Origin of the sequence: Pseudomonas sp. GV071, assembly GCF_003050835.1 — a bacterium.
GTDB lineage: Bacteria > Pseudomonadota > Gammaproteobacteria > Pseudomonadales > Pseudomonadaceae > Aquipseudomonas.
This window is the reverse complement of record NZ_QAOJ01000007.1, coordinates 180014-205158: the sequence shown is the minus strand read 5'-3', so window position 1 is coordinate 205158 and position 25145 is coordinate 180014. Positions and strand designations below refer to the sequence as shown.

27 protein-coding genes are annotated in these 25145 nt (G+C 61.2%); 24 read left to right on the top strand and 3 right to left on the bottom strand.

The window, feature by feature from the left end:
- Positions 1–100: 100 nt before the first annotated feature.
- The 3 genes from C8K61_RS15365 to flgA all read right to left on the bottom strand — a co-directional run bounded on the left by C8K61_RS15365 (position 101) and on the right by flgA (position 1872).
- Positions 101–571, bottom strand: a complete 471-nt coding sequence (locus tag C8K61_RS15365) for a flagella synthesis protein FlgN (RefSeq protein WP_108097143.1) — start codon at positions 569–571, stop codon at positions 101–103.
- A 52-nt stretch (positions 572–623) separates the two neighbouring features.
- Positions 624–962, bottom strand: a complete 339-nt coding sequence (gene flgM / locus C8K61_RS15360) for a flagellar biosynthesis anti-sigma factor FlgM (protein ID WP_108097142.1) — start codon at positions 960–962, stop codon at positions 624–626.
- A gap of 151 nt (positions 963–1113) precedes the next feature.
- Positions 1114–1872 (bottom strand): flagellar basal body P-ring formation chaperone FlgA, encoded by a 759-nt coding sequence (gene flgA / locus C8K61_RS15355; protein WP_108097141.1) that lies wholly within the window; start codon positions 1870–1872, stop codon positions 1114–1116.
- Positions 1873–1952: 80 nt separating this feature from the next.
- On the opposite strand from flgA, the gene C8K61_RS15350 reads away from it, so the two are divergent.
- From C8K61_RS15350 to C8K61_RS15235, 24 genes are all read left to right on the top strand, one after another.
- Positions 1953–2879 (top strand): chemotaxis protein CheV, encoded by a 927-nt coding sequence (locus C8K61_RS15350; protein WP_108097140.1) that lies wholly within the window; start codon positions 1953–1955, stop codon positions 2877–2879.
- A 55-nt stretch (positions 2880–2934) separates the two neighbouring features.
- Complete coding sequence (cheR, locus tag C8K61_RS15345) at positions 2935–3762, top strand: protein-glutamate O-methyltransferase CheR (RefSeq protein WP_108097274.1); 828 nt, start codon at positions 2935–2937, stop codon at positions 3760–3762.
- 277 nt (positions 3763–4039) lie between these two features.
- Entirely contained in the window at positions 4040–4447 is a 408-nt protein-coding gene (gene flgB, locus C8K61_RS15340; protein ID WP_108097139.1) for a flagellar basal body rod protein FlgB, read from the top strand.
- A 14-nt stretch (positions 4448–4461) separates the two neighbouring features.
- Positions 4462–4914 (top strand): flagellar basal body rod protein FlgC, encoded by a 453-nt coding sequence (flgC, locus tag C8K61_RS15335; RefSeq protein ID WP_108097138.1) that lies wholly within the window; start codon positions 4462–4464, stop codon positions 4912–4914.
- A gap of 20 nt (positions 4915–4934) precedes the next feature.
- Positions 4935–5612, top strand: a complete 678-nt coding sequence (locus tag C8K61_RS15330) for a flagellar hook assembly protein FlgD (protein WP_108097137.1) — start codon at positions 4935–4937, stop codon at positions 5610–5612.
- Positions 5613–5643: 31 nt separating this feature from the next.
- Positions 5644–6966, top strand: a complete 1323-nt coding sequence (gene flgE, locus C8K61_RS15325; RefSeq protein ID WP_108097136.1) for a flagellar hook protein FlgE — start codon at positions 5644–5646, stop codon at positions 6964–6966.
- Between the two features lie 208 nt (positions 6967–7174).
- Positions 7175–7915 (top strand): flagellar basal body rod protein FlgF, encoded by a 741-nt coding sequence (locus C8K61_RS15320; protein ID WP_108097135.1) that lies wholly within the window; start codon positions 7175–7177, stop codon positions 7913–7915.
- Positions 7916–7961: 46 nt separating this feature from the next.
- Positions 7962–8747 (top strand): flagellar basal-body rod protein FlgG, encoded by a 786-nt coding sequence (gene flgG / locus C8K61_RS15315; RefSeq protein ID WP_108097134.1) that lies wholly within the window; start codon positions 7962–7964, stop codon positions 8745–8747.
- A 101-nt stretch (positions 8748–8848) separates the two neighbouring features.
- The gene (gene flgH / locus C8K61_RS15310) at positions 8849–9559 is read left to right on the top strand and encodes a flagellar basal body L-ring protein FlgH (RefSeq protein ID WP_108097133.1); all 711 of its coding nucleotides are present in this window, start codon (positions 8849–8851) and stop codon (positions 9557–9559) included.
- A gap of 9 nt (positions 9560–9568) precedes the next feature.
- Positions 9569–10669, top strand: a complete 1101-nt coding sequence (locus C8K61_RS15305) for a flagellar basal body P-ring protein FlgI (protein ID WP_108097132.1) — start codon at positions 9569–9571, stop codon at positions 10667–10669.
- Between the two features lie 10 nt (positions 10670–10679).
- Positions 10680–11948 (top strand): flagellar assembly peptidoglycan hydrolase FlgJ, encoded by a 1269-nt coding sequence (gene flgJ, locus C8K61_RS15300; protein WP_108097131.1) that lies wholly within the window; start codon positions 10680–10682, stop codon positions 11946–11948.
- A gap of 35 nt (positions 11949–11983) precedes the next feature.
- Complete coding sequence (gene flgK / locus C8K61_RS15295; protein ID WP_108097130.1) at positions 11984–14020, top strand: flagellar hook-associated protein FlgK; 2037 nt, start codon at positions 11984–11986, stop codon at positions 14018–14020.
- Positions 14021–14032: 12 nt separating this feature from the next.
- Complete coding sequence (gene flgL / locus C8K61_RS15290; RefSeq protein WP_108097129.1) at positions 14033–15352, top strand: flagellar hook-associated protein FlgL; 1320 nt, start codon at positions 14033–14035, stop codon at positions 15350–15352.
- Between the two features lie 179 nt (positions 15353–15531).
- A complete protein-coding gene (gene pseB / locus C8K61_RS15285; protein ID WP_108097128.1) occupies positions 15532–16527 on the top strand; it encodes a UDP-N-acetylglucosamine 4,6-dehydratase (inverting) in 996 nt (331 codons plus the stop codon).
- A 4-nt stretch (positions 16528–16531) separates the two neighbouring features.
- Positions 16532–17689 (top strand): UDP-4-amino-4,6-dideoxy-N-acetyl-beta-L-altrosamine transaminase, encoded by a 1158-nt coding sequence (gene pseC / locus C8K61_RS15280; protein WP_108097127.1) that lies wholly within the window; start codon positions 16532–16534, stop codon positions 17687–17689.
- A gap of 19 nt (positions 17690–17708) precedes the next feature.
- Positions 17709–18329 (top strand): pseudaminic acid biosynthesis-associated methylase, encoded by a 621-nt coding sequence (locus C8K61_RS15275; protein WP_108097126.1) that lies wholly within the window; start codon positions 17709–17711, stop codon positions 18327–18329.
- Positions 18326–19030, top strand: coding sequence for a pseudaminic acid cytidylyltransferase (pseF, locus tag C8K61_RS15270; protein WP_108097125.1), 705 nt, complete (start codon positions 18326–18328; stop codon positions 19028–19030). Before C8K61_RS15275 ends, pseF begins: the two co-directional genes overlap by 4 nt.
- 1 nt (position 19031) lies before the next feature.
- Positions 19032–20120 carry a UDP-2,4-diacetamido-2,4,6-trideoxy-beta-L-altropyranose hydrolase gene (gene pseG / locus C8K61_RS15265; protein ID WP_158272516.1) on the top strand — a complete coding sequence of 363 codons (1089 nt, stop codon included), beginning with the start codon at positions 19032–19034 and terminating at the stop codon, positions 20118–20120.
- Positions 20120–21193: an N-acetylneuraminate synthase family protein gene (locus tag C8K61_RS15260; protein WP_108097123.1), complete on the top strand. Its 1074-nt coding sequence runs from the start codon at positions 20120–20122 to the stop codon at positions 21191–21193. Before pseG ends, C8K61_RS15260 begins: the two co-directional genes overlap by 1 nt.
- The gene (pseH, locus tag C8K61_RS15255; protein ID WP_108097122.1) at positions 21190–21741 is read left to right on the top strand and encodes a UDP-4-amino-4,6-dideoxy-N-acetyl-beta-L-altrosamine N-acetyltransferase; all 552 of its coding nucleotides are present in this window, start codon (positions 21190–21192) and stop codon (positions 21739–21741) included. Before C8K61_RS15260 ends, pseH begins: the two co-directional genes overlap by 4 nt.
- Positions 21734–22429, top strand: coding sequence for a WbqC family protein (locus tag C8K61_RS15250; RefSeq protein ID WP_108097121.1), 696 nt, complete (start codon positions 21734–21736; stop codon positions 22427–22429). Before pseH ends, C8K61_RS15250 begins: the two co-directional genes overlap by 8 nt.
- Positions 22426–23097, top strand: coding sequence for a class I SAM-dependent methyltransferase (locus C8K61_RS15245; protein ID WP_158272515.1), 672 nt, complete (start codon positions 22426–22428; stop codon positions 23095–23097). Before C8K61_RS15250 ends, C8K61_RS15245 begins: the two co-directional genes overlap by 4 nt.
- A gap of 3 nt (positions 23098–23100) precedes the next feature.
- On the top strand, positions 23101–24453 hold the full coding sequence (locus tag C8K61_RS15240; RefSeq protein ID WP_108097119.1) for an FAD-dependent oxidoreductase: 1353 nt from the start codon (positions 23101–23103) through the stop codon (positions 24451–24453).
- Positions 24450–25133, top strand: coding sequence for a PIG-L deacetylase family protein (locus C8K61_RS15235; RefSeq protein ID WP_108097118.1), 684 nt, complete (start codon positions 24450–24452; stop codon positions 25131–25133). The genes C8K61_RS15240 and C8K61_RS15235 overlap by 4 nt, the downstream gene beginning before the upstream one ends.
- Positions 25134–25145: the final 12 nt, after the last annotated feature.

Below are 25145 nucleotides of genomic sequence, written 5' to 3'. Positions count from 1 at the left end.
CCAGAATTCTCCGAGCAAAATACTATGGCGCTATTGAAGTAGGGCTCAAGAATACTAGCATCGTGCCAGCACGTCCCCTGCGCCTTGTTATAAGTGGTTCTCAGGCCTGACTGAGCGGGCGCTGCTGGCCGATTCTAGCGGCACCGCCGCGACTGTCATAGAGCCCTGGCGTATCGGAGTTCCCACGCAGAATACCGAGCATGCCACCCACTGACGCCTGGTTGGCGCGAATCAACCTGCCGTTGCGGGTATTGGCCGCTTGGCAACGTTCTAGCAGGGCGCTGAGTTCAGCGCCACGGTCGAGCAATTCGCTACCGACAGGCGACTGTTCGGCCAGGGCGTTGAGGCCGCTTTGGTCGGGAGTCAGATTGAGGGTGGTGAGCAACTTGTTGCGTTCGCCGCCATGCTGACCGAGGACGGCGAGCAGCGGTTGCTTGTCCGCCAGAATGGATTCCAGGCGGGGCAGGTCGCGGTCGGTGAGGGCTTGGAATTCGGCGTCGATCAGTTCAAGTAACTGCGAGGCGGTGCCGATGTCTTCATTGAAGAGGTGCAGCAGGGTTTTGTCGTGCATGGCGAACTCTCGGAGTTAGGCGTCCAACACCCCCAGAGTCGCCCAAAAAGGGTTAACGCTGGGATTCGAAATCGAGCAGTTTACTGGCTACGCGTTTGCTGTCGACTTGGTAGCTGCCATCGGCCACGGCCTGTTTCAGGCGGGCGACGCGTTCTTTGTCGACAATCGGTTGCTCACTAAGTTTGTCAGTCACTTTCTGCAACTGTTGTGCCTGCTGGCTGAGCTGCACCGATTCACCGGTTTTCGCGGTGCTTTGTTCGGCGGCATTGGCTGGCGCGGCGGGTTGCGTGGCGCTCGCGGTATCGTTGCGGCTACCAGTTTGGGTCGTAGTGGTACGCCCGGTGCTGGTGGACGCGGCGGCATTATTTAGCCGGTTGATATCGATAACCATGATGCAAAACCTCAGACGGTGTTTGGACGCTTGCCTAGCTTGTCGGCGCTGGTTGAGAAAACTTTAAATTTTTTTTCCTCAGGTCGTTTGCCGCGTCCTACAGGCGGTCAGTGTATGAAAAGCCACAGCAAATTGCGCGCAGAAAACGGGTTTACATTTGTACGTCTACTTGCCCTGGGCCGACTACGCGCGCGCGAATCACCCGCTGCGAGCTCAAATTGCGAATGCGGATCTGCTCACCGATCACACCATCGGACAACGCTTCCCCAGGCATGCGCACATTGATACCGCCTTTTCGGGCGCTGATCACCACCTGATCCTTCTTGCGAATGGCTTTGGCCTGTTCGATGGTCACCGGGGCCAGCACCTGATCGGTCATCACGCCGCGGGTGAGGCGGGTGCCGAGCACCTGGCCCATATCCGTCATATACCCCTGCGTCAGCAAACCGACATCGCGCTCCACCAACGCCACGTCCATTTCACCCAGCGTGGTGTCGCGCTTGAGGGGGCGGATGGCGATCACGACCTTGCGGTACAGCTTCACCTGCGCCGGCACGAACACCGTCCAGGGCGTGGCCCCTTCGCAGCTGACCTTGACCGTTACCCGACCAACGGGCTGCGCTGGACTCTCCAGGGAAGTAGTCAAATCTTCGTCGCACAGGGCCAATTGCAACCGTGGGTCGAGTCGGTTGATTTGGATCTCTTGCCGCGCCTGGATTTCGCTACGCTCTAAATAGTCCTGAACCGTGACCTCAAGAAAGCCTTGGCTTGCGCCGATAAGTTGTTCAGGTAATGTCAGCTCAGCGGCCGCATAATGTGTGTGGCTAAATGCCAGCAAAGCCAGCCATGATCCGATTGCTGAAGGCAATCGGCGCGGCGAGTGTCGGAAAAGTGGCAGTTTCAGTTTCATATTGGCTTCAAAGCAAAGCCCGTGCCGGCTGCTAGGCTAAGCAGGGTTCGGTGACCAAACATTCGAAAGAGGGGCAGGGTATGGCCGGAGTGATGGACTCGGTTAACCAGCGTACGCAGTTGGTGGGGCAAAACCGACTGGAGCTGTTGTTATTCCGCCTTGATAGCAAGCAGCTGTACGGCATCAACGTGTTCAAGGTGAAAGAGGTGCTGCAATGCCCCAAGCTCACCATCATGCCCAAATCCAGCCCGGTGGTTCGCGGGGTGGCCAATATTCGTGGCGGCACCATTCCGATTCTTGATCTGTCGATGGCCACCGGCCGTGCCGGGCTCGCCGACCTGGAAAGCAGTTTCGTCATCATCACCGAATACAACACCAAGGTTCAGGGTTTTCTGGTGCGTTCGGTCGAGCGCATCGTCAACATGAACTGGGAAGAGATCCATCCGCCACCCAAGGGCACTGGGCGGGATCACTACCTGACGGCAGTGACCCACCTGGACCAGCAACTGGTGGAAATCATCGACGTGGAGAAAATCCTCGCCGAAGTGGCGCCTATTTCCGAAGCGATCAGCGCTGGCGTGATTGATACCGCCACCCAAGGCAAAGCGGTAACCAAGCATGTGCTGATCGTTGATGACTCGTCGGTGGCACGTAAGCAGGTCACGCGTTGTCTGCAGTCGGTGGGCGTTGAAGTTACGGCGCTCAACGACGGCCGTCAGGCCCTGGAGTTCCTGCGCAAACTGGCGGACGAGGGCAAGCGTCCCGAAGACGAATTCATCATGCTGATTTCCGACATCGAGATGCCGGAAATGGACGGCTACACCCTGACGGCGGAGATCCGTGCGGACTCGCGCATGCAGAAACTGCATATCCTCCTGCATACTTCTCTGTCGGGCGTATTCAATCAGGCTATGGTGAAGAAGGTCGGTGCGGACGATTTCCTGGCCAAGTTTAGGCCGGACGACCTGGCATCCCGCGTGATTGAGCGCATCAATGTTTCGGAATGAGGGCTGAGGGCTTTACGGCCCTTCAGCAACCCATATGTATGGTGAGGCAGCGCTAGTGTCTTCAGGTAACGTGGATTTTGAGCAGTTCCGGATTTTCCTGGAAAAGGCTTGTGGCATTGTGTTGGGTGCCAACAAGCAGTACCTGGTCTCCAGCCGGCTGAACAAGCTGATGGAACAGAACAGCATCAAAACCCTGGGTGAGCTGGTGCAACGCATGCAGAGCATGCCGCGCGGCGGTTTGCGTGAGCAGGTGGTCGATGCCATGACCACCAACGAAACCCTGTGGTTTCGCGACACCTATCCCTTCGAAGTATTGAAAAACCGGGTCTACCCCGAACTGCTCAAAGCCAACCCCAGCGCGCGTTTGCGCATCTGGTCGGCAGCTTCGTCATCGGGCCAGGAGCCCTACTCACTGTCGATGGCCACTGATGAGTTCGAGCGCAGCAACCTCGGCCAGTTGAAGGGTGGGGTGCAGATCGTGGCGACGGACTTGTCCAGCGCCATGCTGCAAGCGTGTAAATCCGGTGAGTACGACAGCCTGGCCATCGGCCGTGGTTTGTCGCAGGAGCGTTTGCAGCGTTATTTCGACCCCAAGGGCGGCGGACGTTTTGCCATTAAGCCGGCGATCCGCACGCGAGTGGAGTTTCGCGCACTGAACTTGCTCGACAGCTACGCCAGTTTGGGCAAATTCGACATCGTGTTCTGCCGCAACGTGTTGATCTACTTCTCTGCCGAAGTGAAGAAAGACATCTTGCTGCGCATTCACGCCACGCTGAAACCCGGCGGTTATCTGTTTCTTGGCGCATCCGAGGCGTTGAACGGGCTGCCCGACCATTACCAGATGGTGCAGTGCAGCCCTGGCATTATCTACAAGGTGAAGTAAGGCTTTAGCGATACATAAAGGGAGGCTCATGGGCCTCCCTTTTTTATGCCTGCTATTCAAGCTGCCGCGTAATTGCCGCCTTTGCCACAAGCGGCAAACCCCTCACGCGAAACCACGTTGCCGTTGCCGGGCAGCGGAAAAGCCTTGCCGTTGCCGCCGTGAATCACACCTTAAAATTTATTAAACTATTGATTTATAAGGATTAAATAAGTTGGCATAGGCTTTGCTAAATGTCTTGCACGGAAAACCAGTTCGCCAGTTGGCAAGGTTCGCAGACATGAGCATCAGCTTCGATTCAGCACTCGGCATTCACGAAAAGGCATTGGGCTTTCGCTCCCAGCGGGCCGAAGTGCTGGCCAACAACCTCGCCAACGCTGACACCCCCAATTTCAAGGCCCGTGATCTGGATTTCGCTTCCGTGCTCGCCGCCCAGGCGGACAAGAGCAAGAACGGGTCCTTCTCGCTGGCGACCACCAGCACCGGCCACATTGCCGCTGAAGGCTTGGATAACGGCGACGCTGGCCTGAATTACCGCGTGCCGACACAGCCCTCGATTGACCAGAACACCGTCGATGAGCAGATCGAGCAATCCAATTACGCAGAAAACGCTGTGCAATTCCAAGCCAGCTTCACCCTGCTGAATGCCAAATTCAAAGGCCTTGTTGCTGCGATTCGCGGCGAATAACGGAGACCATCACCATGTCCCTTTCCAGTGTCTTCAATATCGCCGGTACCGGCATGAGTGCTCAGACCACCCGCCTGAACACCATCTCCAGCAACATCGCCAACGCCGAGACTGTGTCCTCCAGCGTCGACAAGACCTACCGCGCCCGTCACCCGGTGTTCGCCACCGTGTTCACCGACCAGCAGGCGCAGCAGAACGGCACCGGCACTTCCCTGTTTGCCGACCAGGACAACTCCGGTCGTGGCGTGCAGGTAATGGGCGTGGTGGAAGACCAGAGCAGCCTGACGCCGCGCTACGAGCCCAACCACCCGGCGGCGGACAAGGACGGCTACGTCTACTACCCGAACGTCAATGTGGTCGAGGAAATGGCTGACATGATCTCCGCCAGCCGCGCGTTCCAGACCAACACCGAAATGATGAATACCGCCAAACAAATGATGACCAAGGTTCTGACCCTGGGTCAGTAAATCGAACGTAGGGGAAAGAAATGGCCGTCGATAGCGTAAGCACCCAGAGTTCGATCCTGGACCAGTATGCCGTCAAGGACACTACTACCACGGACAAGACCCTGGGCAAGGATCAGTTCCTGCAACTGCTGGTAGCCCAGATGAACAACCAGAACCCGCTGGACCCGCAAACCAACAGTGAGTTTGTGGCGCAACTGGCGCAGTTCACCCAGGTTGAAAGTCTCGACAACCTCAATACCAGCGTGGAAAGCATCCTTTCCAGCACCCAGTCCTCGCAGGCGCTGCAAGCCTCGTCGCTGGTGGGTCGCAAGGTGATCCTGTCCACCGACACAGCGGTGGTGGATACCAGTGAAACCTTCAAAGGCAGCATCGCGCTCACCAGTGGCACCGACAACCTGTACGTCAACGTGCTCGACAGCAAAGGCAATCAGGTATCGCGCGTCAACCTGGGCCAGCAATCAACCGGCCAGATCACGTTTATGTGGGATGGCAAAGACTCCAGCGGCAATGTCATGGCGCCCGGCACTTACAGCTTCGATGCCATTGCCTCGGTAAACGGCAAAGAAGTGGCCATGGGCACCAGCCTGCCAGCCAACGTCGATAGCGTGACCCTGGGTATCAACGGCGGCGAAATGCTGCTCAACCTGGCAGGGCTCGGCAGCATCGGCATTTCCAAAGTTCAAGTGATAGGTCAATAACTGCCGGTAGCCCGGCGTTCAGGAGCATCCCATGTCGTTCAATATCGGACTTAGCGGTATCAAGGCCGCCTCCAGTGACCTGAATATCACTGGTAACAACATCGCCAACGCCGGCACTGTGGGCTTCAAACAGTCCCGTGCCGAATTCCAGGACCTGTATTCCTCGTCCATGCTGGCTTCCAGCAGCAACGCCATCGGTAGTGGTGTGCTGCTGGGTAACGTGGCGCAGCTGTTCAACCAGGGCACCATCGACTACACCGAAAACGCCCTGGACATGGGTATCAACGGCAACGGCTTCTTCGTGACCAGCAACAATGGTTCGATCAGCTACACCCGTGCCGGTTACTTTGGTACCGACAAGGTCGGCAATATCGTCGACAACAACGGCTACAACCTGCAGGGCTACTCCGTTGATGCCAACGGTCAGCTGCAGAACGGCGTGGTCGGCAACCTGAGCATTCAGACTTCCAACCAAGCGCCGAAGGCCACCACGGCTATTACTCAGAGCTTCAACCTGAACTCCAGCAGCAAGGCGCCGACGACCACGCCGTTCGACCCGAGCGACCCCACCAGCTACACCTCGTCGACCTCGGTGAACATCTACGACGCCCAGGGCAATGCCCACGTCATGACCCAGTACTTCATCAACAATGCCGACCCGGCTGCGGCTCCGCCGGTGGCGAACGACTGGACCATGAACGTATTGATCGATGGTCGTAACCCGCAAAACCCGGCACTCACTACACCTGCGACCACCAACATTACCTTCGATGGGGCCGGGCAGCTCGCCACAGTTACTCCGGGTGCGGGCTTGGGTTACACCAACAACAAACTGACCATCACTGGCTGGGTTCCCGCGCAGTCGGATGGTGCTACGCCGCCTGTATGGTCCTCCAACGGGGCCGATGCTTCGGCGGTTGTCACCCTGGACATTCGCGGTTCGTCCCAGGTGTCCAGCACCTTCGCGGTCAACGCCGTGACCCAGGACGGTTACACCACCGGCCAACTTTCCGGTCTGGAAATTGACGACACCGGCCAGATCTTTGCCCGCTACACCAACGGCCAATCGAAGATTCAAGGGCAGGTGATTCTGGCCAACTTCGCCAACGTGCAGGGCCTCACGCCAGTGGGTAAAACCCAGTGGGTGCAGTCGGCTGATTCGGGTGAGCCGGTGGTCGGTACGCCGCGTGCGGGCACCTTGGGTTCGTTGACTGCCGGTGCGTTGGAGTCGTCCAACGTGGACATCTCCACCGAGCTGGTCGACCTGATCGTGGCGCAGCGCAACTACCAGGCCAACGCCAAAACCATCGAGACCGAAAATGCGGTGACGCAAACCATCATCAACCTGCGTTAAGTCTTTGTCGCCGGCGCTTGCCGCTGGCGGCAAACCGTCGCCGCACACCTGCAAGGGGCTTCTTCGGAAGCCCTTTGTTGTTTATAAAAATTCTTTTATATCAACGGCATACATTATTTTTTCGGGATTGGCACGATGCCTGCTTTGTAGCTTGCATAGAGCCGCAGGCCGCCAGCGTTTGGCAGGGCCCAATCTCGGAGAAAACACGATGGATAAAATGCTGTACGTCGCCATGACAGGGGCGAGCCAGAACACCATGGCTCAACGCGCCCATGCCAACAATTTGGCGAACATCTCCACCAACGGTTTTCGCCGTGACTTCGAACAAGCGCGTTCCATGCAGGTATTCGGCGACAGCTTTCCGTCGCGCGTCTACGCCATGAGCGAACGCCCCGGCACCGACTTCACCCCCGGCACCTTGCAAGACACTGGCAACCCCATGGACGTCGCCGTCAGTGGTGAGGGCTGGATGGCGGTGCAAGGCCTGGACGGCAAAGAAGCCTATGTGCGGACCGCCAGCCTGAAAATCGACGGCCTCGGCCAACTGCGCACCGGCAGCGGTTTGCCGGTTTTGGGCAACGGCGGGCCGATTTCCGTGCCGCCGGAGCAGAAGGTGGAGATCGGTCAAGACGGCACCATCACCATCCGAGCGCTGGGCGAGGCACCCAATGTGCTGGCCGAGGTGGACCGCATCAAGCTGGTCAACCCCGACCTCAAGCAAATGGAGAAGGGCCTGGACGGCATGATCCATTACAAGGGCACCACGCCACCGCTGGCAGACACCAACGTCAAGCTGGAGTCGGGCTTTGTCGAAACCAGTAACGTGAATGCGGTGGAGGAGATGACCTCGATCCTCTCACTGTCCCGCCAGTTCGAACTGCAAGTGAAGATGATGCGAACGGCCGAAGACGACGCCACGTCCCTGGCTCGTGTTTTGCAACTTAGCTAAATATCAGTACGCGGCGCCGTGATGTCGGCGCCCGAGGAGAACATTCATGCTTCCGGCTCTGTGGGTCAGTAAAACCGGTTTGTCCGCCCAGGACATGAACCTGACGACCATTTCCAACAACTTGGCCAACGTCTCGACCACGGGTTTCAAACGTGACCGCGCCGAATTCCAGGACTTGCTCTACCAGATCCGTCGTCAACCCGGCGCGCAGAGCACGCAGGACAGCGAACTGCCGTCCGGCCTGCAGCTGGGTACCGGTGTGCGCATCGTCGGCACGCAAAAAATGTTCACCATCGGCAGCCTGCAAACCACCGAGCAGCCGCTCGACATGGCAGTCAACGGCCGTGGTTTTTTCCAGGTGCTGCAGCCCGATGGCACCATCGCGTATACCCGTGACGGCAGCTTCCACCTGAACTCCGACGGCCAAGTGGTGACTTCCAATGGCTTCCCGTTGGAACCGGCCATCGTCATTCCTGCGGAAACCCGCACCTTTACTGTGGGTGAAGACGGTACCGCCTCGGTGACCACCGCCGGCAACCCGACGCCGCAGATCGTCGGCAATATTCAAACCGCCGATTTCATCAACCCGGGCGGCCTGGAAGCGGTCGGCAAAAACCTGTTCCTGGAAACCGCTTCCAGCGGTGCGCCGCAAGTCGGAACGCCTGGCCTGACCGGCCTGGGCACCATCGAACAGAACACCTTGGAAAACTCCAACGTCAGCGTGGTGGAGGAGATGGTCAACATGATCACCACCCAACGCGCCTACGAAATGAACTCCAAGGTGATTTCCACCGCGGACCAGATGCTGTCGTTTATCACCCAGAATCTTTAATTACTGGCTGGGTTTAGCCACAGCCCGTTTGGCCCGCCATAAGGAGCTGGTAGGCATTCGGTGGCTCGCTCCGCTTCTGCTTTGTTTGTGAGGTACTCGTTATGAAACGGCTGATTCTTCTCCCCCTGCTTGGCCTCGCTGCTCTGAGCGGCTGCGTTGCGCCTCCGCCCAAGCCGAACGACCCTTACTACGCCCCGGTGTTGCCGCGTACGCCGCTGCCGGCTGCACAGAACAACGGTTCGATCTACCAGACCGGTTTCGAGAACAACCTGTATGGCGACCGCAAGGCCTACCGCGTGGGTGACATCATCACCATCACCCTCAACGAGCGCACCTCGGCGAGCAAAGCGGCCAACTCCGATATCGCCAAAGACAGCTCGACCTCGCTGGGCCTGACCTCGCTGTTCGGTGGCAGCGTCTCGGTGGACAATCCCGACGTCGGCATCAACCCGCTCAACGCCAGCAAGCTGAGCCTGGATGCGGCCTATAGCGGTTCGCGTGATGCCTCGGGCAAAAGCACTGCGGCGCAAAGCAACAGCCTGACCGGTTCGGTCACTGTGACCATCGCCGAGGTGCTGCCCAACGGCATTCTGGCGGTTCGTGGCGAGAAGTGGATGACCCTTAATACCGGCGATGAGCTGGTGCGCATTGCCGGTCTGGTCCGCGCCGATGACATCGCCACCGACAACACCGTGTCGTCCGCCCGTGTGGCCGATGCGCGCATCACATACTCGGGCACTGGCGCATTTGCTGACGCCAACCAGCCGGGCTGGTTCGATCGTTTCTTCATCAGCCCGCTGTTCCCTTTCTGAGTGCCGGTCATGATCAAACGACTGCTTACCGCCTGCTGTCTCCTGCTCGCCGCTTCGGCGGTGCAGGCTGAGCGGATCAAAGACCTGGTGACCATCCAGGGTGTGCGTGCCAACCAGTTGATTGGCTACGGCCTGGTCGTGGGCCTCAATGGCAGTGGCGACCAGACCACGCAAACCCCGTTCACCGTGCAGACCTTCAACAACATGCTGGCGCAGTTCGGCATCAAGGTGCCTACCGGCGGCAACGTGCAGCTGAAAAACGTCGCGGCGGTGTCGATCCATGCCGACCTGCCGGCCTTCGCCAAGCCGGGGCAAACCATTGATGTGACCATCTCCTCGATCGGTAACGCCAAGAGCCTGCGCGGCGGTAGCCTGCTGATGACGCCGTTGAAAGGTATCGACGGCAACGTCTACGCCATTGCCCAGGGCAACCTGGTGGTCGGCGGCTTCGATGCCGAAGGTGGTGACGGCTCGAAAATCACCGTCAACGTACCCTCGGCTGGCCGTATCCCCAGCGGCGCCACCGTTGAGCGGCCGGTACCAAGTGGCTTCGATCAGGGCAACACCCTGACCCTCAACCTCAACCGTCCGGACTTCACCACGGCCAAGCACATGGTCGACCAGATCAACGAACTGCTCGGCCCCGGTGTGGCTCAGGCCATCGACGGCGGTTCGATCCGCGTCAGTGCGCCGCTCGACCCCAACCAGCGCGTCGACTACCTGTCGATCCTGGAAAACCTCGAAGTGGACGCCGGGCAAGCGGTGGCGAAAGTCATCATCAACTCGCGTACCGGCACCATCGTCATCGGCCAGAACGTCAAAGTACAGCCGGCCGCCGTTACCCACGGCAGCCTGACCGTGAGCATCACCGAAGACCCGATCGTCAGTCAGCCGGGTGCTTTCTCAAACGGCCAGACCGCTGTGGTGCCGCGCTCGAAAGTGGATGCCTCGCAGGAAACCAAGCCGATGTTCAAGTTCGGCCCGGGGACCACGCTGGATGAAATCGTCCGGGCGGTTAACCAGGTGGGCGCATCGCCGTCCGACCTGATGGCAATCCTGGAGGCGCTGAAGCAAGCCGGCGCGCTCCAGGCTGATCTGATTGTGATTTAAGGAGGCAGCCATGGACGCGAAATTGACATCCGGGGTTGGCTCCACACTCGACAGCGGCGCCTACAGCGACATCAATCGCCTGGCCAATCTGAAGGTGGGTAAGGACCGCGACAGCGAAGCCAACATCAAGAAGGTGGCGCAGGAGTTCGAGTCGCTGTTCCTCAACCAGATGCTCAAGGCCCAGCGTTCGGCAAACGAAGCGTTCTCCGAAGGCAACTTCATGAACAGCAACGAGGCCAAGACCTACCAGCAAATGTATGACCAGGAGCTGGCGGTCAAAATGTCCAAAGAGGGCGGTATCGGCCTGGCCGACGTGCTGGCGCGTCAGATGTCGAAGATGCAGAAGGGCGTCCACAAGGCTAACCCTTTTGCCCAGGCTGGCGACGCCCTGGCCACCACTGGCGTCAGCGCCACCATCGGTGTGAGTGCCGCCACCGCGAGCGAAACGGCGAACAAAACCCTGACCAGCAAGGCGGTCAAGGAGTTGCCGGCCGTGGACAGCGCCCGTGACGACAGCAAGCTGCTGAATAAGCGCCGCTTGTCACTGCCAGGAACTTTGACTGACCGATTGCTGGCCGGAATTGTCCCAAATACAACGAGTGCCACCAGTAACGATGGCAAACCGTTGGCGCAGAACGATTGGTTGGCCGCCAATTCGGCGAGCAACAGCGCTTCGATTGGCGCGACCGCGAGCGGAAAAAACGCCGACTTGACCGCTGTCGACGCCACCAGCGGCCGCCGCTTGGCGCAACCGCCGCTGGCACCGGGTAAAGCCGCGTTCAAATCAGCGGATGAATTCATCTCCACCATGTTGCCAATGGCCAAAGAGGCCGCTGCCAAGATTGGCGTAGACCCAGCCTACCTGGTGGCCCAGGCCGCGCTGGAGACCGGTTGGGGCAAGTCGATCATTCGTGATTCCGACGGCTCCAGCAGCCACAACCTGTTCGGCATCAAGGCCGCCGGCGGTTGGAATGGCGAATCGGCACGCGCCCTGACCACCGAATACAAAGGCGGCCAGGCGGTGAAGGAAGCGGCCAAGTTCCGCTCCTACGACAGCTTCCAGGACAGCTTCAACGACTACGTAAGCTTCCTGCAGAACAACGACCGTTACGACGGTGCGCTGGATAAAACGGCCAACCCGAAACAGTTCGTTCGCGAGTTGCAGCAAGCCGGCTACGCCACCGATCCGCAGTACGCCAATAAAGTGGCGCAGATCGCCAAACAGATGCAGACGTACCAGACCATCGCCGCGGGCGAAACCACCGTTACGCGTTTGTAAGGATGCAGTGATGATGTTTTTAGTGAGGAATCGACATGGCTGACTTGTTATCAGTAGGGCTGTCGGGCCTGCGCAGCGCGCAGACCGCCTTGACGGTGACCGGGCATAACATCACCAACGTCAACACGCCGGGCTATTCGCGCCAGGAGTCGGTGCAGCAGACCAACATCGCCCAGTTCACCGGCGCCGGTTATATCGGCTCCGGTAGCCAGGTGGTCGACGTACGCCGCCTGGCCAGCGACTTCCTCACTAATCAGGTGCGCACTGCCACTAGCTCCAACAGCGAGCTGCAGTCATTCAAGAGCCAGATCGAGCAGCTCGACTCGCTGCTGTCCAACAGCACCACCGGCATCAGCCCGGCGCTGCAGAAGTTCTTTGCCTCGCTGCAGACCGCCTCCCAGGACCCGTCCTCCACCGCCGCTCGCGAAGCGCTGCTGTCGCAGGCCTCCGGCCTGTCGAGCTCGTTTAATACCCTGTACGACCAGCTGGACAAGCAGAACAGCCTGATCAACCAGCAAATGAGCGCCCTGACCACTCAGGTGAACTCGATGGCCGCCAGCGTGGCCAGCTATAACGACGCCATTGCCCGTGCCCGGGGTACCGGCGCCGAGCCCAATGACTTGCTTGATGCCCGGGAAGAAACCATTCGGCAGATTTCCGAGATCATCGGCGTGCAGAGCGTTGAGCAAACCGACGGCAGCGTCAGCCTCTTCGTGGGTACCGGCCAGCCGCTGGTGGTGGGCAACACCGCCTCGACCCTGACGGCCAAACCGGGTGTCGAAGATCCAACGCGGTTCCAGGTTGACCTCAGCATCAACGGCGTATCGCAGACCATCACCTCGCAAATCAGCGGTGGCGAAATGGGCGGCCTGATCGCCTATCGCGACACCACCCTGGACAAGAGTTACAACAGCCTCGGGCAGATGGCGACTGTGCTCGCCGATACCGTCAACAAGCAGCTGGGGCAGGGGCTGGACCTCGCCGGTCGCGCCGGTAGCCCGCTGTTCAGCGATATCAACGACCCCACTGCGGCCTCGCTGCGGGTGCTGGCGCAAGCGACCAATACCGGTAGCGCCACGGGTTCGCTGGCCATCACCAACTCCAGTGCGCTGACCACCAGCGACTATCGCCTGGATTACGACGGCACCAACTTCACCGCCCGCCGTCTGAGCGACGGCGCGACCATGAACGTCACCGCCAGTGCGGGGCCGCCCTATACCATTTCGCTGGCCGACCCAAGCACCACGCCGGCCACCGACCAGGGCTTCGAAGTCACCATCAATGGCACCCCGAATGCCGGTGACCGCTTCAGCCTGCAACCGACCCGTCGCGGTGCGTTCAACTTCGGCACCGATCTGCAGTCGGCTGACCAGTTGGCCTTCGCCGGCTCTGCGCGCGCCCAGGCCACCACCAACAATCGCGGCACTGGCGTGATCAGTCAGCCGAATCTGACCAGCGGCCCGTCGCCGATCGATGTCACCGACCTGCAGGACCTGTTCGGCACCGGCTTGCCGCTGACCTTTGACTCGGCCACCAACACCCTGACCGGCACGCTGCCGGCGGGTGCGACCCTGAGCTACGTGTCGCCGTCGACCACCGCGCTGACCCCCGGCCAGTCCAATACCCTGCGCCTGGATTACACCGACCCGTCGACCAACAACACGTACTCCTACGAATTCACCATTACAGGTACGCCGCAATCGGGCGATACCTTTACCCTGGGGCAGAACACCGCCGGCACCGCCGACAACCGCAACGCGTTGAAACTGATCGACCTGCAAACCCAGAAAACCGTAGGTGTTGGCGCTGCCGGTACGGGCGCCACCTACAACAACGCCTACAGTGGCCTGGTGGAGCAAGTTGGCTCGCTGACCGCGCAGGTGCGGGTGAATGCCGACGCGGCGGAAACCGTCCTGACCCAGGCGCAAAACAACCGTGATTCGCTCTCCGGCGTCAGCCTGGATGAAGAAGCGGCGAACCTGGTGCAATTCCAGCAGTACTACAATGCTTCTGCACAGGTGATTAAAGTTGCGCAGTCGTTGTTCGATACGCTCATAGGCGCCTTCAACTGAGGCTAGTTAGTTATGCGAATTTCCACTATCCAGGCCTTTAACAGTTCCGTCAGCGGGATGCAGAAGAACTACGCCAACGTTTCGCGCACCCAGGAACAGATCAGTACCGGCAAACGCATCCTCACCCCGGCTGACGACCCGGTTGCGTCCGTGCGTCTGCTGCAGCTGAGCCAGGAACAAGCGCTGAACGCCCAGTACACCTCCAACAACACCGCCGCGCAGAACAGCCTGAATTCCGAAGAGGCCATTCTCAGCTCCATCGAGACCGTGCTGCAGCGCATCCGCGAAATTGGCGTACAGGTCGGCAACGGCACGCTGGACTCCACCGACCGTTCGTCCCTGGCCACCGAGATCCAGCAGCGCGAAGATGAACTGCTCAGCCTGATGAACAGCAAAGACGCCAGCGGCCAGTACCTGTTTGGCGGTTCCCAATCCGGTCAGCAGCCCTTTGTGCGTAACGCTGACGGCACCTACAGCTACCAAGGGGATGAATCGGAGCGTGCGGTGCAGGTGGCCAGTAGCACCTTCGTGAACCTGGGCGACGACGGCAAGGACCTGTTCGAAAATGTCTTTAACGCCAACCGAGTGACCACCAACCACCCCACCGTCGGCGTGAATGTCGACGGCACCGTGAGCACAGGGCGGATTTCCCTGGGCCTGGTCACCGACAAGACTGCCTACGACACCACCTTTCCCTCAAGCAACCCACCGGTTGCCACCGATGGCATCGGCATTCACTTTCTCAGCAGCACCGATTACGTGGTCTACGACCAGGCGACTTTGCCGGCCGGTTACGACTGGACCACCTACAACCCGGCCACACCACCCGCCGGGCAGCTGGCTACCGGCGCTCTGGACACCAACTCGGCCACCTCCGACTTCATCAATTACGGTGGGGTTAAGGTGCAAATCGACGGCGTGCCGCAGAACGGCGATGACTTCACCGTCAACCGCAAACCGGACGAAGAAAAGCGCAGCCTGCTCAACACCGTGTCCGACCTGCGCAAGGCGCTGCAAGGCTCCGGTGACTCCGCTGAAGATGCCCGCGTGATCCGTGACGTCGCCGCCGTAGCCCTGTCCAACCTCGACTCGGTGTACAGCAAAGTGGACGCCGTGCGCGGCTCGGTGGGCGCGCGCCTGAACACTCTGGACTCCACCGGCGACTTCATCGCCGACGTCACCCTGGTCAACACGTCGGTTCAATCTGATCTTGAAGACCTGGACTACGCGGACGCCATCTCCCGGCTGTCACTGCAGAGCACCATTCTTTCCGCGGCGCAGCAGAGCTACGTGAAGATCGCCAATCTCAGCCTGTTCAACTACATCACCTGACCGACCCGCCGCGCTGCCAATGCGCGGCGGTGATTTGCGCTTTCCCTTGCGTTTCCGAGGGTTGGCACCATGCTTGCTATGGTGACCTCACTACAGAAACGTGCGCCATAAAATTGTCAATGGAGCCAGAGGCCGTGCTATAGAGCGCGTCAGCATCTGGTCAGGCAGGGGAGAGCGGTATGTTCGATGGCAAGTCCGTATTCATTTCTGGCGGTACCGGCTCCTTTGGCCGGGCCTTTATCCGCACCCTGCTCAATCGCTACCAGCCCAAGCGGGTGGTGGTGTTCTCCCGTGACGAGCTCAAGCAATACGAAATGCAGCAGGAGTTCAACGCGCCCTGCATGCGTTATTTCCTCGGCGATGTGCGCGACGCCGAACGCGTCCAGCAAGCCATGCGTGGAATCGATTTCGTCGTCCACGCCGCCGCCCTGAAGCAGGTGCCGGCTGCCGAGTACAACCCTTCCGAATGCATCCGCACCAACGTCAACGGTGCCGAAAATATCATTAATGCGGCCTTGGCCAATGGTGTGGAGAAGGTCGTTGCCCTGTCCACCGACAAGGCTTCCAGCCCGATCAACCTGTACGGCGCCACCAAGCTGCTCAGCGACAAGCTGTTTATTGCCGCCAACAACATCACCGGTGGCCAGCAAACCCGTTTTGCCGTGGTGCGCTACGGCAATGTGGTCGGTTCGCGCGGCTCGGTGCTGCCGTTCTTTCGCAAGCTGATCAACGACGGCGCGGTCGATCTGCCGATCACCGACGAGCGTATGACCCGCTTCTGGATCACCCTCGACGAAGGCGTCGAGTTCGTGATGAAGAGCTTCCAGCGCATGCATGGCGGCGAGCTGTTCGTGCCGAAGATTCCCTCCGCGCGGATCGTCGACTTGGCCTCGGCCCTGGCACCGGAGCTGCCGCACCGTCTGGTGGGGATCCGCCCCGGTGAGAAGCTGCACGAGATGATGATTTCCCGTGATGACAGCAACCACACCTTCGAGTTTGCCCGGCACTTTGTGATTGCCCCGTCGATTGTCTTCACCGAGCAGAGCGACTATGCGCTCGATGGCCTGGGGGAGAGGGGCGTACCGGTCAGCGAGAGCTTCGAGTATGTGTCGGACACCAACACCCATTACCTGAGCATTGACGAGCTGCGTCAGCTTGGCCAAGTCTGGTCCTGATTCGATGATCCCTTACGGCCGGCAAAGCATATCCGCGCAGGATATCGACGCGGTGGTCGAGGTCCTGCGTTCCGACTGGTTGACCCAGGGGCCGACCATTGAACGCTTCGAACAGGCGATGGCCGCCACCTGTCAGGCCCGTCACGCGGTTGCGGTCAGCAATGCCACCGCGGCGCTGCATATTGCCTGTCTGGCCCTGGACCTGGGCCCCGGCGATTGGCTATGGACCAGCCCCAACACCTTCGTCGCCAGTGCCAACTGTGGTTTGTATTGCGGCGCGCAGGTGGACTTTGTCGATATCGATCCGCTGACCCTTAACCTCAGTGTGCCCGCCCTGGCCGCCAAGCTGGCGCAAGCGCAAAGCCGTGGGCGTTTGCCGAAAATTGTAGTGCCGGTGGCTTTCGCCGGGCAGAGCTGCGATATGGCCGGCATTCGCGCGCTGGCCGAGCAGTACGGCTTCAGGATCATCGAAGACGCCTCCCACGCGGTCGGCGCCAGCTACCGTGGCCGGCCGGTTGGCTGCGGCGATTTTGCCGATATCACGGTGTTCAGCTTCCACCCGGTGAAGATCATCACCACTGGCGAGGGCGGCTTGCTCACTACCCAGGATGATCAATTGGCCGAGCGCCTGCGCCGCTTGCGCAGCCACGGCATCACCCGTGACCCGGCCTTGATGACCCAGGCCAGTGACGGCCCCTGGTACTACCAGCAGCTCGAGCTTGGCTACAACTACCGGATCACCGATATCCAGGCGGCGTTGGGGCTGTCCCAGCTCACTCGTTTGCATGCCTTTGTCACGCGCCGCCGGGCACTCGCGGCGCGTTATGCCGAGCTGCTGGCGGACTTGCCGTTGACCTTGCCGAGTGCGCAACAGGACGCGGAGTCGGCCTGGCACCTCTACCCGGTGCGTGTGCAACTGGATGCGCTGCACAGCGATCAGGCGCAGATCTTCAGCGCCCTGCGCGCGGCCGGAATTGGCGTGAACCTCCATTACATTCCGGTGCATCTGCAGCCGTTCTACCGCCAGCTGGGTTTCGCTGACGGTGACTTCCCCGAGGCCGAGCGTTATTACCGCCAGGCCATGAGCTTGCCGCTTTACCCGGATATGACCGACGAACAACAAGAGCAGGTGGTGCAGGCGCTGATCAGCGTCTTGCATTGACCGAGCGGAGAGCGCGCCCATGCGTGAGCTGACTGAACAAGAGCGTTTCTGGCAAGGCGAGTTTGGCGATCAGTACGTCGACCGCAACGATGGCGAGCTGCCCGTGGCCTGGGCCACGGCATTCTTTGCCCAGGCCCTGCGTAACGCCGGGCGCCTGGAGAGCGTGCTGGAGCTGGGCACCAACCGCGGCCTCAACTTGCAGGCATTGGCGCGCCTGTTTCCGCGCACCCAGTTGCACGGGGTGGAGCTGAACGCCAAGGCCTGCGAGATCGCCAACAGCCTTAACGTGGCGACGGTGTGGCAGGGCTCGTTGTTCGATTACCCGCTGAGCCAGACCGTTGACCTGAGCTTTACCAAAGGCGTGCTGATCCACCTGCCGCCGGAGTTGTTGCCCCAGGCTTACGCCAAGCTCTATGACGCCAGCCAACGGTATGTGCTGATTGCCGAGTACTACAGCCCGGCGCCGGTCGAGGTCAGTTATCGCGGCCATACCGGCAAGCTGTTCAAGCGTGATTTTGCCGGCGAGATGCTTGATCTGTATGCCGATCTGCGCCTGGTGGATTACGGCTTCGTGTATCGCCGCGACAGCAATTTCCCGGCCGATGACCTCAACTGGTTTCTGCTGGAAAAACGCCCATGAGCAAGGTGGTGATCATCCCGGCCCGCGGCGGCAGCAAACGCATTCCGCGCAAGAACATCAAGCTGTTCCATGGCCAGCCGATGATCGCCTATTCCATCCGTGCCGCCCTGGCGGCCGGGGTGTTCGACCGCGTTGTGGTCAGCACCGATGACCCGGAAATCGCCGAAGTGGCCTGCAGCCTTGGCGCCGAGGTGCCGTTTGTGCGCCCGCCAGCGTTGGCCGATGACCATGCCGGCACCGTCGAGGTGATCCAGCATGCCCTGGCCGAGCTGGCGCAGCTCGGCTACCAGCCCGACTACGCCTGCTGCCTGTATGCCACCGCGCCCTTTGTGCAGCCGGCCAGCTTGCGCGAGGGCCTGGCGATTCTGCAGGCGCGGCCGGACAAGGAGTTTGCCTTCAGCATCACCAGCTACGGTTTTCCGGTGCAGCGCGCCATTCGCCTGAATCCGCAGCAGTGCATCGAGTCGCTGTACCCTGAGTATTACGAAACCCGCTCGCAGGATCTGGAGCCGGTCTACCACGATGCCGGCCAGTTCTATTGGGGCCGCAGCGCCGCCTGGGCGCGCGGTGAGGCCTTGTTTGCGCCGCACTCATTGCCGGTGCTGTTGCCCCGGTACCTGGTGCAGGACATCGACACCCCGGAAGACTGGCACCGCGCCGAGCTGATGTACGCGAGCTTGCAGCAGCATGGGGATATCTGACGTGCGCGTCCTGTTCCGGGTAGACGCCTCCCTGGTGGTCGGCAGCGGCCATCTGATGCGCTGCCTGACCCTTGCCCGGCAGTTGCAGGAGCAGGGCGCGCACCTGACCTTTGCTTGCCGTGATCTGCCCGGCGCGCCGTTGCAGTTGATCCCCGCGGAGTATGAGTTGCTGCGCTTGCCGGCCCTGGCGAGCGCAGCGGTCACGGCGGCCGAGGCGGCCATCGATGGGGCTGCCGACAGTCGCGCCCTGGCACAGCAACTGGGCGGGCGCCAGTTCGATTGGTGCGTGATCGACCACTACGGCCTGGATGCCCTCTGGCACCGCAACGCCCGTGGGTTTGCCCGTCACCTGATGGTCATTGATGACCTGGCCAACCGCCCGCTGGATTGCGACCTGTTGCTCGACCAAGGCTTCGATGACCAGTCCAGCGCGCGTTACGCCCCCTGGTTGCAACAGCCTGCGCAGGCCCTGTTCGGCCCGGAGTTTGCGCTGCTGCGTGAAGAGTTTTTGCTGGCCCGTGCCCGCACTGCACCGCGCTCCGGCGCCTTGCAGCGGGTGCTGGTGTTTTTCACCGGCGGTGATGATGGCGGCGAACTGTTCAAGGCGCTGCAGGCGTTGGTGGGCTGGCGAGCGGAGGTGCAGGTGGACGTTGTGATAGGCGCCGCCCATCCCCAGGGCAGCCAGCTGGCCGCGTTGTGTCAGACGCAAGGCTGGCAATTGCATGGTCAGATTGATTACATGGCCCGATTGCTGGCCGAGGCGGACCTGGCAATTGGTGCGGCAGGCTCGTCATCCTGGGAACGCTGCGCCCTGGGCGTGCCGGCGCTGGTGGCGGTGCTGGCGGATAATCAACGCAGCCTGGCGGCCGGTTTGCACAGCCTGGGCGCGGCGATCAATCTGGGCGATAGCGCGGCCCTGACGCCTGGCGATTATCGTCGGGCTCTGGACGGTTTGGATGCGACGCAGCTTGCCGCGTTATCGGTCCGCGGCTGGGCGCTGGTGGACGGCTTGGGCGCCGGGCGAGTAAGCCTGGCGATGCTGGATATTTTGGCCAGGCCGCAGGCCCTGGCAGCAGAAGGTAGACACTGATGTCGCACAACAGCTTTGCCATCGCTGGCCGCCTCATCGGCGCCGACCAGCCGCCGTACTGCATTGCCGAGGTGGGCATTAACCACAACGGTGACCTCGACTTGGCCCTGCGCATGATCGATGCCGCCAAGGCGGCCGGTGCCGATGCGGTGAAATTTCAGACCTTCAAGGCCGAGGAATTCTGCGGCGATCCGCAGCAGATGTTCACCTACAAGTCCCAGGGCCAGAGCGTTACCGAATCGATGCTGGCGATGTTCCAGCGCTACCAGTTCAGCCCCGAGCAATGGCGCCAGGTAAAGGCCTATTGCGCAAAAGTGGGCATCACCTTTTTCTCGTCGCCACAGAACCGCAGCGACCTCGACCTGTTGCTGCAAATCGGCGTGCCGGCGATCAAGGTGGGCTCGGACGATTTCACCAACCTGCCGCTGCTGCGCTCTTATGCCGAAGCCGGTTTGCCGCTGATTCTGTCCTGCGGCATGAGCGATTTGGCCGAGGTGCACCAGGCCCTGGAAGGGGTGGGCTGGTTCGCCGGCAAGCCGGTGGCGCTGCTGCTGTGCACCTCGCAGTACCCGACGCCGGACGCCGATGTGAACCTGAGTAAACTGACCACCCTGCAACAGGCCTTCCCCGGTTTGCTGGTGGGTTTTTCCGATCACACCCAGGGGCCGTTGGCGGCAGCCTTGGCGGTGGCGCGTGGCGCCCGCCTGTTTGAAAAGCACTTCACCCTCGACCACGACCTGCCAGGCCCGGATCACTGGTTCTCGGAGAATGTGCAGGGGCTTACCGAGTGGATCGAGCATATCCACCGCGCCAGCCGCATTCTCGGTTCGCCGTTTGTACGGCCGACAGCCGCCGAGGTGGATATGCGCATTCTGGCGCGCCGCAGCCTGATGGCGATCCGCGCCATTGCCGCCGGGGAAACCCTGACGGCGAACAATATCGGTTTGCGTCGCCCCGGCAACGGCCTGTCACCGGCGCTGTTCGACCAGGCCATTGGCAGCGTTGCCACCCGCGCCATTGGCGAAGGCGAGCTGTTGCAGCTGGGCGACTTCGTGGTCGGAGCGGGTCGATGAGCGAGGCTGGCGCATTCAGCTTGCGCCGCGTCGAAGCGGCCGATGCCGAGCTGCTGCTGCGCTGGCGCAATGCCGAGAGCAATCGCCCGTTCATGTACAACACCGCGCCTATCGAGTTGGCCACCCATATGCGCTGGCTGGCTGCCGAGCTGGCCAACCCGCAGTCGCGCCACCTGGTTTTTCAACAGGGCGATGAGGCCATCGGTTACGCCAGCCTCACCGACATCACGGTGCAGCATCGGCGGTGTTCCTGGGGCTTCAATCTGGCCGATACCCCGCAGCCCAAAGGCAGCGGCGCGCGCATGCTGTTTTGCGTCGCCGACTACGCGTTCACCGAGCTGGGTCTGGAAAAAATCTGCTCGGAAGTCCTCAGCTTCAACAGCGCCAGCCTGCGGGTGCACCAACGCCTGGGCTTTGCCTCGGAAGGGCGGCGTCGGCGGCATATTCATCGCGACGATGGGGTGTTCGATATCGAGCTGTTCGCCTTGTTCGCCGACGCCTGGCAGACGCAGCGCCAGGCGCTGCTGAGTGAGCTGCTAGATGGCTGAGGCACGCGGGCTCGCCGCCCATCAACCGGCCTACTTGCCCTGGCTGGGCTATTTCGAACGGATTGCCCGGGTAGAGGTGTTTGTGTTCCTCGACACCGTGCAGTTCGAGAAAAACAGCTTTATCAACCGCAACCGGATCAAGACGCCCCAGGGCGCGCAGTGGCTGACCATCCCGGTGCGTACCCGTGGCCATCTGGATGGCACCCTGCGCGATACGCAGATCGACAACAGCAAGAACTGGCGTGCTGACCATCTCAAGGCCATCAGCCTGAACTACCGCAAGGCGCCGCAGTTCGCCGAGCGTTTTGGCAAACTCGAGGCCTTGTATGCGCAATACGAAGACAACCTGGCCGAGCTGTGCTGGCAGCAGTTGCAGTTCTGGTTGGCGGAGCTTGGCATTACTACTCGTCTGGTGCGTGCCAGCGACCTGGCACTGAGCAGCCGCAAGTCGGAGCTGGTGCTGGATATCTGCCGCAGCCTGGCGGCCGAGCATTATTTGTCCGGCGCCCTGGGGCGCGATTATCTTGATGAGGCGGCATTTGCGGCAGCGGGCATCGAGGTGTGTTATCAGGCGTTTTCCCCGCCCAGCTACCCACAGCTGTGGGGCGAATTTGTGCCCGGCTTGAGTGTGCTGGACTGGTGGATGAACAGCGGCGACAGCCGAACCGAATGCAGGGAGTGGCTATGAGTTTTTCCAACGAGTGGGAACAGCGGTACGCCGAGAACACCCATCTGTCGGTATGGCCCTGGTCCGATGTGGTCAGCCTGACCCGGCGTCATTGCCGCGATCTGGGCGCGCACAGCCGGGTGCTGGAGCTGGGCTGCGGGGCCGGGGCGAATATCCCGTTTTTCCAGGCGCTGGGGGTGGACTACTACGCCATCGAAGGCAGCCCGACCATTGCCGCCAAGCTGCGTGAGCGCTTGCCGCAACTGGCCTCGAACATTGTCACCGGCGACTTCACCCAACCCTGGGATTTCGCCCCGGGGTTCGACCTGGTGATCGACCGTGCGTCGCTGACCTGCAACGGTGGGCAAGCGATTCGCCGCTGCTTGCGCCAGGTCTATGACGCCTTGCGGCCCGGCGGTTTTTTTATCGGCGTGGATTGGTACTCGACCCTGCATTCGGACTATGCCCTGGGCGAGGAGGGTGAAGACCGCTACACCCGCAAGGCCTTTACCACAGGCTCGTTCGCCAACACCGGCAATGTGCATTTCTCCGATCAGGCGCACCTGCGCGAGCTGTTTGGGGACTTCCAACTGCTGGCGCTGGAAGAAAAACAGTCCCAGCGCCATGAGCCCGCCGACCATCATCGTTTCGCATCGTGGCTGCTGGTCGCCCGTAAGCCGTTGGGCTGAGCCATGGCCAAACCGATTGTGGTGGTGGGCGGTGGCGTTGCCGGGCTGTTGGCGGCACGCTGGCTGCAGGCCTGTGGCAAACCGGTGCTGTTGCTGGAGCGCGCTGAGGCTTGCGGTGGCTTGTTGCGCTCGCAGCAGGTTGGCGACGGCCATGTGTTTGACCTGGGCACCCATATCCCGGCGTTCACCGGCCAACCGGTGGTGGACGGGCTGATGTTCGACAACCTCGGGCTGACCTGGCAGGACGTGCCGGTGCTCAAGGTCGGCAATGTGTTCCAGGGCGTGCTGAATACACGTAGCCAGTTTCTCGACCTCACCCGCTTGCCGCGAGAGGACTACCAGGCCTGCCTGGCGGACTTGATCAGTGCGGCGGAGCCACCGCAAGCGGTGGCCAATCTCGATCAGGCCTTGCACCAGCATTTTGGCGCGGCGCTGGTGCAGCGCGTGTTCAAGCCGCTGCTCGGGCGTTTTTACCAGGCCAGCCTGGAACAGCTCAGCAGCAAGGCCCACCTGTTTCTCGGCTATGGGCGGGTGATCGCCGGCTCGCCGCAGGCCTGCCGCGAGCTCAAGCGCTCGCCTCTGTACGACAGCAAGGTGGGCTTTGCCGACTACACCGAAGGGCGCAGCGCGATTCGCCATTGCTACCCGAGTGAAGGCGGCATGGGCGCGTGGACCACGGCCTTGTGTGAGCAACTGGTCGCCCGGGGCGGGCAGTTGCTGACCGGTGCCGACATCCGCAGCGTGGACCTGAACAGCGGGCACTTGCTGCTCGCCGATGGCAGTCAGCATGACTTCGAACAATTGGTCTGGACTGCGCCGGTGGCGTTTCTCGCCCGCGCACTGGGGCTGCCGAGTACGGGTGGGCCGCCGCGGTTCCTGCCGATTCGGCTGTTTCATCTGCTGCTCGATCAGGCGCCGGGCTGTGATTGTCACTACGTTTATCTCAACCAGGTCGGCGCGCGGGCCTTTCGCGTCACCTTCTACGACAACTTTTTACCGCGCCCCGGCGAGCCTTGGCGGGTGACGGTGGAAGCCCTCGAACGCGGCGATGAAACGCCGGTCGAGCAGGGCCAGGCGGTGATCGCGGAACTGCGTGCGGCCGGCTTGCTGACTGCCGATTGTGTGGTTCGCGTGGTGGCGGAGCAGGCGATCACCAATGGGTTTCCCGAAGTGACCCTGGCCCAGGAGGCCGCGCAGCAAGCGTTGCGTGAGCAGGTCTCAGGTTTGTCCGAGCGGCTGCTGCTGTGTGGGCGTAACGCTTCGGACGCTTTTTTTATGACTGATGTGCTGCTGGAAACTGCCCGGCAGTTGCAACAGCGCTTCGGCCAACCGGATTTGCTCCAGGAGGCGCAATGACGCAGGAAACCGTATTGGTGATCGCCGCCCATCCCGACGATGAAGTGTTGGGCTGCGGCGGCACCATCGCCTGGCATGCCGCCCGCGGTGATCAGGTGCATGTGGCGATCATGGCGCAAGGGCTGTTCAGCCGCGGCACGCCCGCTGAGGCCGAGCAAGCCGCGCTGCGCAGCGCCTGCAAAAACGCCAATGCCATCCTGGGGGTCGCCAGCCTGGAATGCTTCGACCTGCCGGACAACCGTCTCGATAGCCTGGACCTGCTGGATATCGTGCAAAAGGTCGAAGCCCTGGTGCAGCGTCACCAGCCCGGCGTGGTCTATGGGCACTGGAGCGGTGACGTGAATATCGACCACCGTTTGCTGCACGAGGCAGTGGTAACCGCTTGCCGGCCGCAGCCGGGGCATCCGGTGCACACGCTGCTTTTTTTCGAGGTGGCGTCTTCTACCGAGTGGCAGATTCCCCATAGTGCGCCGGCGTTTCTACCGAACTGGTTCAACGATATTTCCCAGACCCTGGACGCCAAGCTGCGTGCCCTGGATGCCTATGCCATGGAGATGCGCGCCTGGCCGCACCCGCGTTCGGTACGCGCTGTCGAGCACCTGGCGCGGTGGCGCGGGGCAACGGTTGGGGTAGACGCGGCAGAAGCCTTTGTTCTCGGGCGCCGCCTGAATTTTCACTGAGTGATGACTGCC